Raw genomic sequence first — 16304 nt, 5'->3', positions numbered from 1 at the left:
ACGCTATTTCAACCGCTCGGCATATTTCGCCACGCTCGCTTTCGCGCCATATGTCAGTAAACTGTCATAGGCTTCTTGCACTTTTTGCGTAAACCGCGCCACCTGCGGCAAATCGTTGCCGAAAATTTCAGCCATTCCCAGCAGCGCCTTAACACGACTGGAGCCTTCTTCACTGTTTGCCACGGCGCGCTGAATAACCGGCAATAGCGGATCGCTAATGTCGATCGCCTTGCCCTGTTCATCCACGCCGCCAACGTAACGCATCCACCCCGCCACGCCCAGCGCCAGCAAATCAAAATCGCTATGATTAGCAAGATGCCAGCGAACGGAGTCCAGCATACGCTGCGGAAGTTTCTGGCTACCATCCATCGCAATCTGCCAGGTACGATGACGCAGCGCCGGATTACGGTAACGCGCAATCAACTGATCGGCATAACGCTGTAAATCTACCCCCTGGACTTTCAGCGTTGGCGCCTGCTCGCGTAACATTAACGCCTGCGCGGTCAGACGATAGTTGTCGTCGGCCATGCAGTCATTAATATGCTGATAGCCGGCAAGATACCCCAGATAAGCCAGGAATGAATGACTGCCGTTAAGCATTCGCAGTTTCATCTCTTCAAACGGAACCACGTCGGCGACCAACGTCGCGCCCGCGTTTTCCCACTGCGGACGCCCCGCCACAAACGTATCTTCTATCACCCACTGGCGAAACGGTTCACAGGCAACGCCCGCCGGATCGCGCACGCCGGTCAGTTGTTCGATTTTATCCAGCGTCTCCGGCGTGACCGCAGGGACAATCCGATCAACCATGGTTGACGGAAATGTCACGTTTTGCTCGATCCATATCGCCAGTTCCGCATCCACCTCCCGGGCGTAAGCCGTCACAACCTGACGCGTCACATGCCCATTTTCCGGCATGTTGTCGCAGGACATCACGGTAAATGCCGGTAAGCCTGCGGCTTTACGACGCGCTAACGCTTCGACAATAATACCCGGTGCCGTTAGCGGTTGATGCGGATTTTGCAGGTCGGCGGCAATCATGGGATGTTCCAGCAGAAGTTGGCCCGTGGCTGGCGAATGACAATACCCTTTCTCGGTAATGGTCAGAGACACAATCGCTATTTGCGGTTCGCACATCGCCGCCAACACACGTTCCAGACCATCAACCTGGACATGCAACGCCGCTTTGACGACGCCCACCACACGCGCCGTCCAGGCTTCCGCCGACATCTCCGCCACGGTATAGAGGTTATCCTGCTGCTTTAGATCGGCAATCTGCTGTTCGCCGCCAATAAGATTAACCTCATAATAGCCCCAGTCGCTATGCTGCTCCGCAGCCAGAATATCTGTATAAACCCCCTGATGCGCGCGATGAAACGCGCCAAAACCGAGATGGATCATCCGCGCCGCCAGCGCCGCGCGATCGTAATCAGGAAGCGTCGCCTTTGCCGATAAAAGCCTGTTTTGCATTTTATAACCTCTATATTCTGAAAGCGGAACAGTCGCAGAGTAACGCCTGCCCTGGTGCATTTGGATTTACGCTAATTAAACAAAAGTGACCGGACAGCATGGCCGAAACCGCATTAGCGTTCCGGCCATACCGTCGACACGATTTAACTCGTCTGAGTTGCGGAGTGGCGTAACTTCTCTGCCGCTGTCGCTTCCGCCGCGTCCTCAGGCAAACTCAGGTCGCGATCTCTGACCTCCGGCATCAACAGCGCAGAAATCAGACCAATACACGAGTAGAGCACCAGCATAATTAAGATGGGCAGCCAGGAATCGGTCATGTTACAAAAGATCCCTGCGAGGACGGGGCCAAAGCCAACCGCCACCAGGCCCCCTGCCTCTTTTGAAATCGCCATCCGGGTGAAGCGATTACGCGATCCGAAAATTTCCGCCATGGTGATGTTTTCCAACGCAAATAATCCCAGCACGGCAAAGTTATGAATAACAATGAGCGCCGCCATAATTACGCCAGGGCTATACGTTTTATCTACCACAATAGACAGCATCGGCCAGGCGAGAATAATCGCGGAGATATTCAATATTATATACGGCAGCCGACGACCGTATTTATCGGACAACCACCCCAAGAGTGGGATAGTGATAAAACCAATTACGGAACTTATCATTAACGCATCGGTTGGGATAGATTTGTTAAATAATAACGTCTGAACTAAATATCCGGCAAGGAAGGTTTGAATAAGCCCGGAATTCCCCGCCTGCCCAAAACGTAAACCGGTGGCCAGCCAGAAAGATTTGCTGGTAAACATCGCGCCCAATGTATTTTCTGACGCAGGCGTTAACGCTGGCGATTTTTCGCCTTCGCTTACTTTTTCGAATACCGGACTTTCTTTCAGATTCATTCGCAGCCAGATCGCGAATATCATAACAACGACGCTCGCCAGGAAAGGAATACGCCATCCCCAGGCGATCAGTTGTTCGCGTTCAAGCGCAAAGAACATCACCGCCCAGATCGCCGTCGCGCTCAACGTACCGCAATTGGTGCCCATCGCGACCAGCGAGGAAATGATGCCACGCTTTCCTTTCGGCGCATACTCGGCCAGCATGGTACCCGCGCCGGAAATTTCCGCCCCGGCGCCCAGCCCCTGTATAATTCGCAATGTTACCAGTAATACTGGCGCAAAAATGCCGATTTGCGCATACGTCGGCAGTACGCCAATCAGCGTGGTGCAGATCCCCATCATGGTGATGGTAATAAACAATACTTTTTTTCGTCCGATGCGGTCGCCCATTTTACCAAAAACAAAGGCGCCGATAATTCTGGCTATATAACCTGCACCATAGGTGCCCATTGCCAGAATAAGCGCCATTGCGGCAGACTGTTCCGGGAAAAATATCTCATGGAAGACCAGAGCCGCGCCTAGTGAATATAACTGAAAATCCATAAATTCAAGCGCGGTGCCTAACCAGCCAGATACGGCAGCGCGCACTAAATCCTGAGTCGATCGTTCATGCTTTATTTGTGTCATATAGGCAATCTCTAAGAGGTAAGATGCGTACCACTTACTCGCAATTATTTATATTATTTCGCAAACGTGAGTAAGACTTTGCAGCATTGACGCTGGTCTTTCTCGAAAAGCTCAATCGCGTCGGTGACATGTTGATAATCAAATGTATGCGTTATCAGCTTATCCGGATCAATAAGCCCTTTATTCAGCCAGTCAATCACGACTGGGAATTTATTGGCATTAAGACGCGATGAATAAATAGCCAGCTCTTTTCCGGTAATACCCTGCTGTACAATCTCACACGGGTCGCTGGAAAATCCCATCAGGACAATGCGTGCCGCAGGCGATGCAAGGGTAATCGCCTCTTGCAGGATAGCGGGATGACAGGCGGCATCGACAATCAAGGTCGGCTTTAGCGCCTTCTGCTGTAGAAATTCCGCCAGTGAATGTTGACCATTATTGAGGGTCCAGTCAGCGCCGCTCTGCTTCGCCATCGCTAAACGTTCTTCAATGCGATCAACGACTATGACCGTTTTAACCTGATAAACCCCCTTCAGCGCCTGTACGGTCGTCAGTCCCATCGGGCCTGCGCCATAGATAAGCGCCACGTCCTGCTCGGTCGGATTCACTTGCCCCGTCACATTTGCCGCAATGGTAAACGGCTCAACCATGACGGCATGATGATCTGCGATGTTGTCCGGTATGCGATGAGCATTACGGGCCGGCGCCACCGCATACTCGCTGAAACCGCCGTCACGATGCACGCCCAGCACCACCAGCGAGGTACACACATTAGGTTTACCGACTGAACAAGGGTAACAATGCCCGCAACTGATCACCGGATCGACGGATACCCGTTCTCCTATCCGGTCGCGATTGACGTTGTCGCCTACCGCGTCGATGACACCGAAAAATTCATGGCCTATGACACGGGGATATTTTGCAAAGGGATTATGTCCCCGATAAATATGACTGTCGGAACCGCAGATACCCGCCAATTTCACTTTAATACGAACTTCACCCGGCGCAGGCTGCGGAAGCGCGCGCGTTTCGATAGTTAATGTATTCGGTTTTTCGATTACGATGCTTTTCATTTTTCGCTCCTTACCAGTTCCACAGTGTGCCGTCTTCCAGGCGGGCCACCGGCAAATAGGCTGGATCGTACGGATATTTCGCCGCCAGTTTTTCATCGAACTCAATGCCCAGTCCTGGCTTGTCGCCCGGATGCATATAGCCGCCCTCGAACGTCCAGTTATGCGGGAAAACCTCCAGCATCTGTTCGGAGTAGCCCATAAACTCCTGCACACCAAAGTTAGGCACCCACAGGTCGAAATGTAATGCAGCGGCCATACAAACCGGCGACAGATCGGACGGCCCATGCGAACCGGTACGCACCTGGTAGAGCGAGGCAAAATCGGCAATGCGGCGCATCCCGGTAATACCACCGGCATGGGTAAGCGTGGTGCGGATATAGTCAATCAATTGCTCTTCAATGAGCTGTTTGCAATCCCAGATACTGTTAAAGACTTCGCCTACCGCAATCGGCGTGACCGTATGCTGGCGGATGAGGCGGAAGCACGCCTGATTTTCAGCCGGCGTCGGATCTTCCATCCAGAACAAACGATAGTCTTCAATACTTTTGCCAAAGCGGGCAGCCTCAATAGGCGTCAGTCGGTGATGCATATCGTGCAGAAGATGTTCATTAAACCCGAACGTATTACGCACGGCGTCAAACAGCTTTGGCGTAAAATCGAGATACTTTTCCGTTGACCATAATTGTTCTTCCGGCCACTGGCCTTTTGTTGCGGGCTCATAGGCCAGCCCCTTGCCTTTCGCCATGCCGTAGGTGGTTTTCATCCCCGGAACGCCGCACTGCACGCGGATTGCTTTGAACCCTTGCTCTTTATGACGCGCGTAGTCTTCCAGCACATCGTCGATGGTGTGGCCTGTGGTATGGCAATACACCATGACGCCTTCACGAGAAGCGCCGCCGAGTAACTGATACAACGGCATATTGGCGGCTTTGGCTTTAATATCCCATAGCGCCATATCAACCGCGGAAATGGCGGACATGGTGACAGGGCCACGGCGCCAGTACGCGCCTTTGTAGAAGAACTGCCAAATATCTTCGATGCGGCGAGCATCCCGCCCGATGAGCTGTGGGCACAGGTGATCGGTAAGGTACGAGGCCACCGGGAGCTCGCGTCCGTTCAGGGTGGCATCCCCCAGACCGGTGATCCCGTCTTCCGTGGTTATCTTTAAGGTGACGAAGTTACGCCCTGGACACGTAACAAAAACTTCAGCCCCTACAATCTTCATTTTTATTCCTTACATCGCATTATGGGATGCAGGAAATTTACCCAACTGAGCTACTACCATACAAGTATATTGATGTAAAAAGCGCTGCCAGATCACAAAATGTTCTGGTCGCGCGGCAATGTTACGTACGTCCCCATCCGACGACGATAATCAGCATTCCACACAGCGCGATCAGCGCGCCGCACCAGTCATAAACCGTGAGCCGGACGCCATCGACAACACGTAACCACAGGAGCGCAGTACAGACATATACCCCGCCGTAAGCCGCATAAACCCGCCCACTCGCCGCCGGATGCAAGGTCAAAAGCCAGACGAATAACACGAGTGACGCGGCAGCGGGCAGAAGCCACCACACGCTGGCGCCGCGCTTAAGCCATAGCCAGGGAAGAAAACATCCAATGATTTCACAGAGGGCGGTGACAAAGAAAAGCAGAGTCGTCTTTAGCATGAGATTCATTTGGTTACGAAATGATAAGTGATAATACAACAGAATATCGTTACGGTTATCCGGCCATTCTTGTGTATATGCCAGGCATAAGGATTGGTGTAGAATTTACAGGTGGTTTACCGCTTTTTCCCCTCTAATGAAAGGATGTTGTGATGAACAATACGCTGAGCAAACGCCTGTGCCTGACGGCAATGCTTACGTTGGCGGCCGTTGTATATACTACTTCCGCATTCGCTGAAACCAGTAAACTGGTGATTGAATCGGGAGATAGCGCACAAAGTCGTCAGGAAGCGGCGATGGAAAAGGAACAATGGAACGACACTCGCAGTCTGCGCCAGAAAGTGAATACCCGCGCAGAAAAAGAGTGGGACAAAGCCGATGCCGCCTTTGATAACCGCGATAAATGCGAGCAAAGCGCCAACATCAACGCCTATTGGGAGCCCAATACGCTGCGGTGTCTGGATCGTCGTACAGGTCGCGTTATTACGCCCTGATGCAGGATAACTAAAAGGAAGTGTAAGGATACAGTATGACAAGTGACTACAAGGTCAGACTGCGCCCGCTTGAGCGTGAAGATTTACGATTTGTCCACCAGCTTGATAATAATGCCAGCGTTATGCGTTACTGGTTTGAAGAGCCGTATGAGGCTTTTGTCGAACTGTCGGATCTCTACGACAAACACATCCACGACCAAAGCGAACGGCGCTTTGTCGTCGAATGCGACGGTGAAAACGCCGGGCTGGTAGAACTGGTGGAAATTAACCATGTGCATCGGCGGGCGGAATTTCAGATTATTATTTCGCCGGAGTACCAGGGAAAAGGCCTCGCGTCACGCGCGGCCAAACTGGCGATGGATTACGGATTTACCGTACTCAATCTCTATAAATTGTATTTGATCGTCGATAAAGAGAATGAAAAAGCGATTCACATCTACCGTAAACTCGGGTTTAGGGTAGAAGGCGAGCTGATTCATGAGTTCTTCATTAACGGCGAATACCGTAACACCATCCGCATGTGTATCTTCCAGCAGCAGTATCTGGATGAACATAAAACGTCCGGTTCTACGCTCCTGAAACCCACCGCGCAGTAAACGCGGCGCGGTAGTCACGGAGAATCGCACCGCGCCCGGTTTAGTAGTAATCGATACGATTTTTAATGGTGTAATGGTGGGACACTGCCGGCTTAACGCTCTCATCGACGATAACAAGCCGGCAGTCAACAGGGTTCGCGTACGCATCATATTCGCAGCTCTGTGTGACGTTGCCGACCTGTCGATCATCCACCCGGCTGACTGCCGTGTAATCCAGCTTTTTACGCGGGTCCGCGGAGGGTTTTGCCGTCACAGAGAGCGTATTCTGCGAGTTTATGGTTGTCTTACCTAGCGGATAACCTTCGCTATCATAGCGATACTCGACTTTCATCTCTTTGCCCGTCGCCGATACCACAAAACCGTTGTCGTCCGTTTCCCAGGTCACGCCCGCCGAAGGCAACGCCGCCAGCTGGCACTTCCCCTGTAACTGCACCTTTTTTTCCAGCGTCTGAGCATCCCGGTAATAATTGGCATCCAGCACGAGCGCCAGCCCCGTATTATTCTCCAGATCGTGTAACTCAAGCGTATCAAAACAGCCTTCCTGTGAAAGCGTACCGGTGACCTGCTTCGCCACTTCGCCATTCTCACTCATCAATGTCTGGCTGAAATCCTTTACCGGACCACGTAATGGATCAAAATCAAATTCGTTCGAAAAACTGGCCATTTCCGGCGTAAAAGACTCAAGGGATTTCGGGTTATCACAACCTGCCAGTATCATGCACAATAACGTCAGTAAAAGGGGTTTCTTCACGCGTGTCACCAGGATGAAAAGATATTTATCATCATATTAGCAAATACAGTTATTTACACGAAAAATGCTAAGCTTAGAACATCGTCATTAATCACAGGAGTTCATGATGAAAATCGCAACTGCAATAGCCGCTCTGGCGTTAGTTAGCACCCCCTCGCTGGTGATGGCGGCACCGGGATCGTGCGAGAGAGTAAAAAGCGATATTGAACAACGTATCATCAATAACGGCGTGCCGGCGGATAATTTTACGCTCACTATCGTTCCTAACGACCAGGCCGATCAGCCGGACTCACAGGTGGTGGGCCATTGCGCGAACGATACGCATAAAATTCTTTATACCCGCACCAGCAGCGGCAATGCGCCAGCCAATACCTCTCCCGCTCAGGACGGTTCATCCGCCGAACCGCAATAACCTCCTCCTGCCCTCCGGGTCCGGAGGGTAACGCTCTTTGACATGGATTAATAATCCTTACTCCCAAAGGGGTAAACTCATTACATCATTAGCATGTTAATAATTTCGTTATAGTTATCAATATATAGCGAAATAATAACGACAATGGAGTGAGTGATGCCCGGAGAAAAGCAACAAACAGGCGTTAGCCGCAGAACGTTAGTGAAATCAGCGGCGCTTGGCTCACTGGCGCTGGCTGCCGGAGGCGTATCTTTACCGTTTGGGATGCGTACCGCGGCCGCAGCGGTGCAGCAGGCCATGCGCAACGAAGAAGATAAAATCATCTGGGGCGCCTGTTCGGTCAACTGCGGCAGTCGCTGTGCTCTGCGTCTGCATGTAAAAGATAATGAAGTCTGGTGGGTTGAAACTGATAACACTGGCGACGATGTCTACGGCAATCATCAGGTTCGCGCCTGTCTGCGGGGCCGTTCAATCCGTCGGCGCATTAACCATCCGGATCGCCTTAACTATCCCATGAAACGCGTTGGCCGCCGCGGCGAAGGCAAATTTGAACGCATTAGCTGGCAGGAAGCACTGGACACCATTAGCGCCAGCCTGAAAAAGACCGTAGAGACCTACGGCAATGAAGCCGTTTATATCCACTATTCATCCGGCATCGTAGGCGGCAACATAACCCGCTCGTCGCCTGCCGCCTCGCCGGTGAAGCGTTTGATGAACTGCTACGGCGGTTCGTTGAATCAATACGGCTCATACAGTACCGCGCAAATTTCTTGCGCCATGCCCTACACCTATGGTTCCAACGACGGCAACAGCACATCTGATATCGAAAACAGTAAACTGGTGGTCATGTTCGGCAATAATCCGGCTGAAACACGCATGAGCGGCGGCGGCATTACCTGGTTTCTGGAGCAAGCGCGTGAACGCTCAAATGCGCGCATGATCGTGATAGATCCGCGCTATACCGATACCGCTGCCGGACGTGAAGACGAGTGGATACCTATTCGCCCCGGCACCGACGCCGCGCTGGTGGCGGGAATTGCCTGGGTATTGATTAACGAAAATCTCGTTGACCAGCCTTTTCTCGACAACTATTGCATCGGCTACGATGAAAAGACCCTTCCGGCTGACGCGCCCCCCAATGGCCATTATAAGGCTTATATTTTGGGCCAGGGCGAGGACGGTATCGCCAAAACGCCGCAGTGGGCGTCACACATTACCGGCATCCCCGCCGATCGGATTATCAAACTGGCGCGCGAGATAGGTAGCGTCAAGCCGGCCTACATCTGTCAGGGTTGGGGACCGCAGCGTCAGGCGAACGGCGAACAAACCGCTCGCGCCATCGCCATGTTACCGATTCTGACCGGCAACGTCGGCATTCATGGCGGTAATAGCGGCGCACGCGAATCTACTTACACCATTACCATTGAACGTCTGCCGGTCCTGGAGAATCCTGTTAAAACCGCCATCTCCTGCTTTAGCTGGACGGACGCCATTGCGCGCGGCCCGGAAATGACCGCCCTGCGCGACGGCGTACGCGGCAAAGATAAGCTGGATGTTCCGATCAAATTTCTATGGAACTACGCTGGCAACACCCTGATTAATCAGCATTCGGATATTAATAAAACCCATGAAATTCTTCAGGATGAAGCAAAATGCGAAATGATTGTGGTCATCGACAATTTTATGACCTCTTCCGCGAAGTACGCCGATATTTTACTGCCGGATCTCATGACCGTCGAACAGGAAGATATCATCCCCAATGATTACGCCGGCAATATGGGATATCTGATTTTTATCCAACCGGCGACGACGCCTAAGTTCGAGCGCAAGCCCATCTACTGGGTACTCAGCGAAATCGCCAGACGCCTCGGCGACGATGTGTATCAGCGGTTTACCGAAGGCCGTACACAGGCGCAATGGCTGCAATATCTGTACGCCAAAATGCAGGCAAGAGATCCGGCATTGCCCGCGCATGACGATCTAAAAAAAATGGGCATCTATAAACGTAAAGATCCCAACGGCCATTTTGTCGCCTATAAAAAATTTCGTGAAGATCCGCAGGCCAATCCGTTAAAAACGCCGTCCGGTAAAATCGAAATCTACTCGAGCCAACTCGCTCACATCGCCAGTACCTGGGAGCTGGCGGAAGGCGACGTGATAAGCCCACTGCCGATTTATACCCCTACTTTTGAAGGATGGGACGATCCGAAGCGGAGCACCTTCCCGCTACAGCTGTTTGGCTTTCACTATAAATCCCGTACCCATTCAAGCTACGGCAATATTGATGTTCTACAGGCCGCCTGTCGCCAGGAGGTGTGGATAAATCCGCTTGATGCGCAAAAACGCGGTATCGCGAATGGCGATAGGGTTCGCGTCTTTAACGATCGTGGAGAGGTGCGTCTACCCGCCAAGGTCACGCCGCGTATTCTGCCGGGCGTCAGCGCGATGGGTCAGGGCGCATGGCATAATGCGGATATGGCTGGCGATAAAATTGACCACGGCGCCTGCATCAATACGCTCACGACGCTGCGTCCTTCCCCCCTGGCAAAAGGGAATCCTCAACATACAAATCTGGTGGAAATCGAAAAAATCTAAGCCGCCTGCTCCGGGACGTTTTTACGCGCCCGGAGCTCCCCGTTTTGCGAACACAACAACATTTAAAACTCTTTTTTGGATGAGCATAGTGAGCTGTTATGAAAATCACCAACCCTGAGGCATTAATGGCGGCCAGTATCAGCCGACGAAGCCTGGTGAAAACCTCCGCTATCGGTAGCCTTGCGCTTGCCAGTAGCGCTTTCACCCTTCCGTTCTCCCGCATCGCCCACGCCGCAGCAGACCTCGCATCTGGCAATGTGGCAGAAAAAGCGGTCTGGAGTTCATGTACCGTTAACTGCGGCAGCCGCTGCCTGCTGCGCCTGCACGTAAAAGATGACACCGTATATTGGGTTGAATCAGATACCACGGGCAACGATGAATATGGCAACCATCAGGTACGCGCCTGCCTGCGCGGTCGTTCTATTCGTCGCCGGATGAATCATCCCGATCGCCTGAAATATCCGATGAAACGCGTTGGTAAACGAGGAGAAGGCAAATTCGAACGTATCAGTTGGGATGAAGCGTTGGATACCATCGGCGATAACCTGAAACGTATCCTCAAGGATTACGGCAACGAAGCGGTACATGTCCTTTACGGTACCGGCGTGGACGGCGGCAATATTACCAATTCTAACGTACCGTATCGCCTGATGAACGCCTGCGGCGGCTATCTCAGCCGTTACGGTAGCTACAGCACAGCCCAAATCAGCGCGGCCATGAGCTATATGTTCGGCGGCAACGACGGCAATAGTCCGGATGATATCGCCAATACAAAACTGGTGGTGATGTTTGGCAATAACCCCGCGGAAACACGTATGAGCGGCGGCGGCGTGACATACTATGTCGAACAGGCGCGCGAGCGCTCCAACGCCCGGATGATCGTCATTGACCCGCGTTATAACGACACTGCCGCCGGCCGCGAAGACGAGTGGCTGCCGATTCGCCCGGGTACCGATGGCGCGCTGGCGGCGGCAATCGCCTGGGTGCTGATTACCGAAGATCTTATTGATAAACCGTTTCTGGATAAATACTGCATCGGCTACGACGAAACCACTCTGCCCGCCTCGGCCCCGCGTAACGCGCACTATAAAGCCTATATTTTGGGTCAGGGCGAAGACGGTATCGCCAAAACGCCGCAATGGGCCGCGCAGATTACCAGTATTCCGGCGGAAAAAATCATTCAACTGGCGCGGGAAATCGGCTCGGCGAAACCGGCTTACATTTGCCAGGGCTGGGGACCGCAACGCCACTCTAACGGGGAGCAGACCGCACGCGCAATCGCCATGTTGTCTGTACTCACCGGTAACGTCGGCATAAATGGCGGTAATTCCGGCGTGCGCGAAGGCACCTGGGATCTGGGCGTCGAATGGTTTTCTATGCTGGAGAACCCGGTAAAAACCCAGATTTCGGTCTTTACCTGGACCGACGCTATCGATCATGGCGCGGAAATGACCGCCACACGCGACGGCGTGCGGGGAAAAGACAAGCTCGACGTGCCGATCAAATTTTTGTGGTGCTACGCCAGTAATACGCTGATCAATCAGCATGGCGACATCGCCCACACCCACGAGGTGCTTCAGGACGACAGTAAATGTGAAATGATCGTCGGCATCGAGCACTTTATGACCGCGTCGGCAAAATATTGCGACATTCTGCTGCCTGATTTAATGCCGACCGAGCAGGAAGATCTGATTTCCCACGAATCCGCAGGCAATATGGGCTATGTCATTCTTGGTCAGCCCGCCACCTCGCCGAAATTTGAAAGAAAGCCCATTTACTGGACGCTCAGTGAAGTGGCTAAACGGCTTGGTCCGGACGTATACCAGACCTTCACAGAAGGCCGCACGCAGCATGAGTGGGTCAAATACCTGCACGCAAAAACCAAAGCGCGTAACCCGGAAATGCCGGATTACGAAGAGATGAAACAAACAGGGATTTTCAAGAAAAAATGCCCGGAGGAGCACTACGTCGCTTTCCGCGCCTTCCGCGAAGACCCTGCCGCCAACCCACTGAAAACGCCGTCCGGTAAAATCGAAATCTATTCCGAGCGTCTGGCAACCCTCGCCAACACGTGGGAGCTGAAGAAAGATGAGATTATCCATCCTTTACCCGCCTATACGCCAGGCTTTGACGGTTGGGACGATCCGCTTCGTCAGCGCTACCCGCTACAGCTAACCGGCTTCCACTATAAAGCGCGTACCCACTCCAGCTACGGCAATATCGACGTCCTGCAACAGGCGTGTCCGCAGGAGATCTGGATCAACCCGATTGATGCGCAAGCGCGCGGCATTCAGCACGGCGACACCGTGCGGGTCTTTAACCAGAACGGAGAGATGCTCATTCCGGCAAAAGTCACGCCGCGCATATTGCCTGGCGTCACCGCTATCGGCCAGGGCGCCTGGTTAAATGCCGACATGTTTGGCGACAAAGTCGATCGCGGCGGCTCCATTAACATTCTGACGTCGCACCGGCCTTCCCCACTGGCGAAAGGTAATCCGTCACACAGTAATCTTGTTCAGGTTGAAAAGGCGTAAGGAGTAACCGATGACAACCCAGTATGGATTTTTTATTGATTCCAGCCGTTGCACCGGTTGCAAAACCTGCGAACTGGCCTGCAAGGACTACAAAGATTTGACCCCGGATGTCAGCTTCCGCCGCATTTATGAGTATGCGGGCGGTGACTGGCAGGAAGATAACGGCGTCTGGCACCAGAACGTCTTTGCCTACTATCTCTCCATCTCCTGTAACCACTGCGAAGACCCGGCCTGTACCAAAGTCTGTCCGAGCGGCGCGATGCACAAGCGCGATGACGGTTTTGTGGTGGTGAACGAAGAGGTCTGTATCGGCTGCCGCTACTGCCACATGGCCTGCCCGTACGGCGCGCCGCAGTACAACGCGGCCAAAGGTCATATGACCAAGTGCGACGGCTGTTATGACCGGGTGGCGGAAGGCAAGAAACCGATTTGCGTGGAATCCTGCCCGCTGCGGGCGCTGGATTTTGGCCCGATAGACGAACTGCGTAAAAAACACGGTGAGCTGGCTGCCGTCGCGCCGTTGCCGCGCGCGCATTTCACGAAGCCGAATATTGTGATTAAACCCAACGCCAACAGCCGCCCGACCGGGGACACTACCGGTTATCTGGCCAATCCGAAGGAGGTATAAGATGGGAAGTGGATGGCATGAATGGCCGTTGATGATCTTCACGGTCTTTGGTCAGTGCGTGGTCGGCGCGTTAATCGTTAGCGGACTGGGCTGGCTGACGGCAAAAGACGATACCATCGCCCGTCAGCGCATCGTGCGTAGCATGTTTTTTCTGTGGCTGGTGATGGGACTAGGATTCCTCGCGTCGATTATGCATCTCGGCTCGCCGATGCGCGCGTTTAACTCGCTTAACCGCGTAGGCGCTTCCGCACTGAGTAATGAAATCGCCGCAGGATCGGTGTTCTTTGCCGTAGGCGGCATCTGGTGGCTGGTGGCGGTACTCGGTAAAATGCCCCCGGTGCTGGGTAAAGTGTGGCTGCTGATCAGTATGGCGCTCGGCGTTGCATTCATCTGGGCAATGACGCTCGTTTATCAGATAGATACCGTGCCAACCTGGTATAATGGCTACACCACGCTGGCCTTTTTCCTCACGGCATTCCTGTGCGGCCCGGTGTTTGCGGCGCTACTGCTACGCATCGCGCGCGTCCCATTTTGCAGCGTGACGTTTGCCAGTATTAGCGGCCTGGCGTTGGTGGTGTGCGTGGCGGTCATCGTACTACAAGGGCTGTCTCTCTCAACCATTCACAGTTCCGTGCAACAGGCCAGCCATCTCGCGCCGGATTACGGTATGCTACAGGTCTGGCGCATTGTCTTGCTTGCTGCCGGATTAGGCTGCTGGCTATGTCCGCTAATCCGTCGCCGCGAACCGCATACCGTTGGTTTGCTGCTCGGTGTCGTGCTGGTGCTGGCGGGCGAAATTATTGGCCGCGGACTTTTTTATGGCCTGCATATGACCGTAGGTATGGCCGTCGCAGGTTAATTTATGCGTGCGGGGCGACCCGCACCTTTCGGGATTGTTTGAATGACCACTTTTTTACAACGTGATGATTTTGCAGTAACAGCGCGTGTTCTCGGCGCGTTGTTTTATTATTCGCCGGAAAGCCACGAAACCGCTCCTCTGGTTCAGGCGCTATTAACCGACGACTGGCAGGCGCAGTGGCCGCTTGATGCCGAGGCGCTTGCGCCTGTGGCGGCTATGTTTAAGACCCACAGCGAAGAGTCGTTGCCACAGGCCTGGCAGCGTCTGTTTATCGGCCCTTACGCTCTGCCGTCTCCGCCGTGGGGTTCCGTCTGGCTGGATCGTGAGAGCGTATTATTTGGCGATTCTACGCTGGCGCTACGTCAGTGGATGCGCGAAAACGGAATTCAGTTTGAAATGCAACAAAACGAGCCAGAAGATCATTTTGGGTCGCTGTTGCTGCTGGCGGCCTGGCTTGCCGAGAATGATCGTCATCATGAATGCGAACAACTCCTGGCCTGGCATCTGTTTCCGTGGTCGTCCCGCTTTCTGGACGTATTTATCGATCATGCCGGGCATCCGTTTTATCAGGCGTTGGGGCAACTGGCGCGTCTTACGCTGGCGCAATGGCAAGCTCAACTTATTATTCCCGTCGCTGTAAAACCGTTATTCCGTTAATCCCCACAAAAGGCAGGATTTTACCTGCCTTTTCTCCCATTGCGGCCTATTTTTATCTACAAAAAGTGACAACGTCACACCACGCTTTTGTTTTTAAGATAATTCTTTATCGTGAATGTTCACGCTAAGCCGCATAAGGGCAAAACATAATTGTTAATAGATGTTTAACAGTGTTAAACATCACGCTCCGCTGGAATCCTTCCCAACCTGTTGCTATAGCTCAAAGTACCCTGCCGGAACATGGCATAACAACACGCGACTCTTAACGTCGCCATAACACATGCAAACAGGGAGACACACCGCAATGCACACCCTCACCCTAAAACGCGTACTTGGGTTCACTATCGTCATTTTGCTGTTACTGGCGCTGTTTATCTGGGGAATCGGTCTGGAGACGCTGAAAGCGCGTCAGGTCGATCTGCTGTATCTCGGACAACGGCATTTGATGCTGGTCTTTACGTCCATGTTTTTTGCTTTACTGGTCGGTATCCCGAGCGGGATTTTACTCAGCCGACCTGCGGCAAAGGGATTTGCTGAATATGTCATGCAAATCTTTAATGTTGGTAATACCTTGCCGCCGCTGGCCGTTCTGGCCTTAGCGATGGTGATTATCGGGATCGGCGATACGCCCGCCATTGTCGCGCTATTTCTGGCTTCTCTTCTGCCTATCGTCCGCAATACCTATGCGGGCCTCTGTTCCGTTCCCGCCTCACTGATTGAAGCGGCGAACGGGATTGGGATGACAAAATGGCAGCGGCTTCGTCAGGTAGAGCTACCTAATGCGTGGCCAGTGATGCTGTCCGGTATTCGCATCGCGACCGCCATCAATGTCGGCACCGCGCCGCTGGCCTTTCTGATTGGCGCCAGCAGCTACGGCGAGCTGATTTTCCCGGGAATTTATCTCAACGATTTTCCGACGTTGATCCTCGGCGCAACGGCCACGGCGTTATTCGCGCTGATTCTTGACACTCTGCTTGCCTGGTTTGGGCGACGCCTTAGCCCTCATACCGTCTGAACGCATAAATAACAATAAGGAGCG

The 16304-nt window shown here is 53.1% G+C and carries 15 protein-coding genes; 9 read left to right on the top strand and 6 right to left on the bottom strand.

Going from position 1 to position 16304, the window contains the following annotated elements:
- Window positions 1-3 precede the first annotated feature (3 nt).
- From ABVN36_RS08140 to ABVN36_RS08120, 5 genes are all read right to left on the bottom strand, one after another.
- A complete protein-coding gene (locus ABVN36_RS08140; RefSeq protein ID WP_023138136.1) occupies window positions 4-1470 on the bottom strand; it encodes a mannitol dehydrogenase family protein in 1467 nt (488 codons plus the stop codon).
- 143 nt (window positions 1471-1613) lie between these two features.
- Window positions 1614-2993, bottom strand: a complete 1380-nt coding sequence (locus ABVN36_RS08135; protein WP_000192118.1) for an MFS transporter — start codon at window positions 2991-2993, stop codon at window positions 1614-1616.
- Window positions 2994-3046: 53 nt separating this feature from the next.
- A complete protein-coding gene (locus tag ABVN36_RS08130) occupies window positions 3047-4066 on the bottom strand; it encodes a Zn-dependent oxidoreductase (RefSeq protein ID WP_000836494.1) in 1020 nt (339 codons plus the stop codon).
- A 10-nt stretch (window positions 4067-4076) separates the two neighbouring features.
- Window positions 4077-5291 (bottom strand): starvation-sensing protein RspA, encoded by a 1215-nt coding sequence (rspA, locus tag ABVN36_RS08125; RefSeq protein ID WP_000706269.1) that lies wholly within the window; start codon window positions 5289-5291, stop codon window positions 4077-4079.
- Between the two features lie 121 nt (window positions 5292-5412).
- Window positions 5413-5739, bottom strand: coding sequence for a YnfA family protein (locus ABVN36_RS08120; RefSeq protein ID WP_023138135.1), 327 nt, complete (start codon window positions 5737-5739; stop codon window positions 5413-5415).
- 152 nt (window positions 5740-5891) lie between these two features.
- Between ABVN36_RS08120 and ABVN36_RS08115 the strand changes: the two genes are divergently transcribed.
- Window positions 5892-6233 carry a DUF1283 family protein gene (locus ABVN36_RS08115; protein ID WP_001066440.1) on the top strand — a complete coding sequence of 114 codons (342 nt, stop codon included), beginning with the start codon at window positions 5892-5894 and terminating at the stop codon, window positions 6231-6233.
- 35 nt (window positions 6234-6268) lie between these two features.
- Window positions 6269-6829 carry a spermidine N1-acetyltransferase gene (speG, locus tag ABVN36_RS08110; RefSeq protein ID WP_000199997.1) on the top strand — a complete coding sequence of 187 codons (561 nt, stop codon included), beginning with the start codon at window positions 6269-6271 and terminating at the stop codon, window positions 6827-6829.
- 40 nt (window positions 6830-6869) lie between these two features.
- Here the strand turns inward: speG and ABVN36_RS08105 are convergent, their stop codons facing one another.
- Window positions 6870-7580 (bottom strand): YnfC family lipoprotein, encoded by a 711-nt coding sequence (locus ABVN36_RS08105; protein WP_000743122.1) that lies wholly within the window; start codon window positions 7578-7580, stop codon window positions 6870-6872.
- Between the two features lie 103 nt (window positions 7581-7683).
- Here ABVN36_RS08105 and ABVN36_RS08100 point away from each other — a divergent pair, with 103 nt between their 5' ends.
- The 7 genes from ABVN36_RS08100 (at window position 7684) to osmY (ending at window position 16280) form a co-directional block, all read left to right on the top strand.
- Window positions 7684-7992 carry a DUF1161 domain-containing protein gene (locus ABVN36_RS08100; protein ID WP_077908600.1) on the top strand — a complete coding sequence of 103 codons (309 nt, stop codon included), beginning with the start codon at window positions 7684-7686 and terminating at the stop codon, window positions 7990-7992.
- 156 nt (window positions 7993-8148) lie between these two features.
- Window positions 8149-10587 carry a selenate/tellurate reductase subunit YnfE gene (gene ynfE / locus ABVN36_RS08095; protein ID WP_023138133.1) on the top strand — a complete coding sequence of 813 codons (2439 nt, stop codon included), beginning with the start codon at window positions 8149-8151 and terminating at the stop codon, window positions 10585-10587.
- 98 nt (window positions 10588-10685) lie between these two features.
- The gene (ynfF, locus tag ABVN36_RS08090) at window positions 10686-13121 is read left to right on the top strand and encodes a selenate/tellurate reductase subunit YnfF (RefSeq protein WP_000705282.1); all 2436 of its coding nucleotides are present in this window, start codon (window positions 10686-10688) and stop codon (window positions 13119-13121) included.
- A 10-nt stretch (window positions 13122-13131) separates the two neighbouring features.
- Window positions 13132-13749, top strand: a complete 618-nt coding sequence (gene dmsB / locus ABVN36_RS08085; protein WP_000213069.1) for a dimethylsulfoxide reductase iron-sulfur subunit DmsB — start codon at window positions 13132-13134, stop codon at window positions 13747-13749.
- 1 nt (window position 13750) lies between these two features.
- Window positions 13751-14608 carry a dimethyl sulfoxide reductase anchor subunit family protein gene (locus ABVN36_RS08080; protein WP_023138132.1) on the top strand — a complete coding sequence of 286 codons (858 nt, stop codon included), beginning with the start codon at window positions 13751-13753 and terminating at the stop codon, window positions 14606-14608.
- Window positions 14609-14650: 42 nt separating this feature from the next.
- On the top strand, window positions 14651-15265 hold the full coding sequence (gene dmsD, locus ABVN36_RS08075) for a Tat proofreading chaperone DmsD (RefSeq protein ID WP_000206565.1): 615 nt from the start codon (window positions 14651-14653) through the stop codon (window positions 15263-15265).
- A gap of 304 nt (window positions 15266-15569) precedes the next feature.
- Window positions 15570-16280: an osmoprotectant ABC transporter permease OsmY gene (osmY, locus tag ABVN36_RS08070; protein ID WP_000557304.1), complete on the top strand. Its 711-nt coding sequence runs from the start codon at window positions 15570-15572 to the stop codon at window positions 16278-16280.
- Window positions 16281-16304 lie beyond the last annotated feature (24 nt).

The sequence above is a fragment of the Salmonella sp. SJTUF15581 genome (assembly GCF_043356775.1).
Lineage (GTDB): Bacteria > Pseudomonadota > Gammaproteobacteria > Enterobacterales > Enterobacteriaceae > Salmonella > Salmonella enterica.
This window is presented reverse-complemented; position numbering and strand designations above follow the sequence as displayed.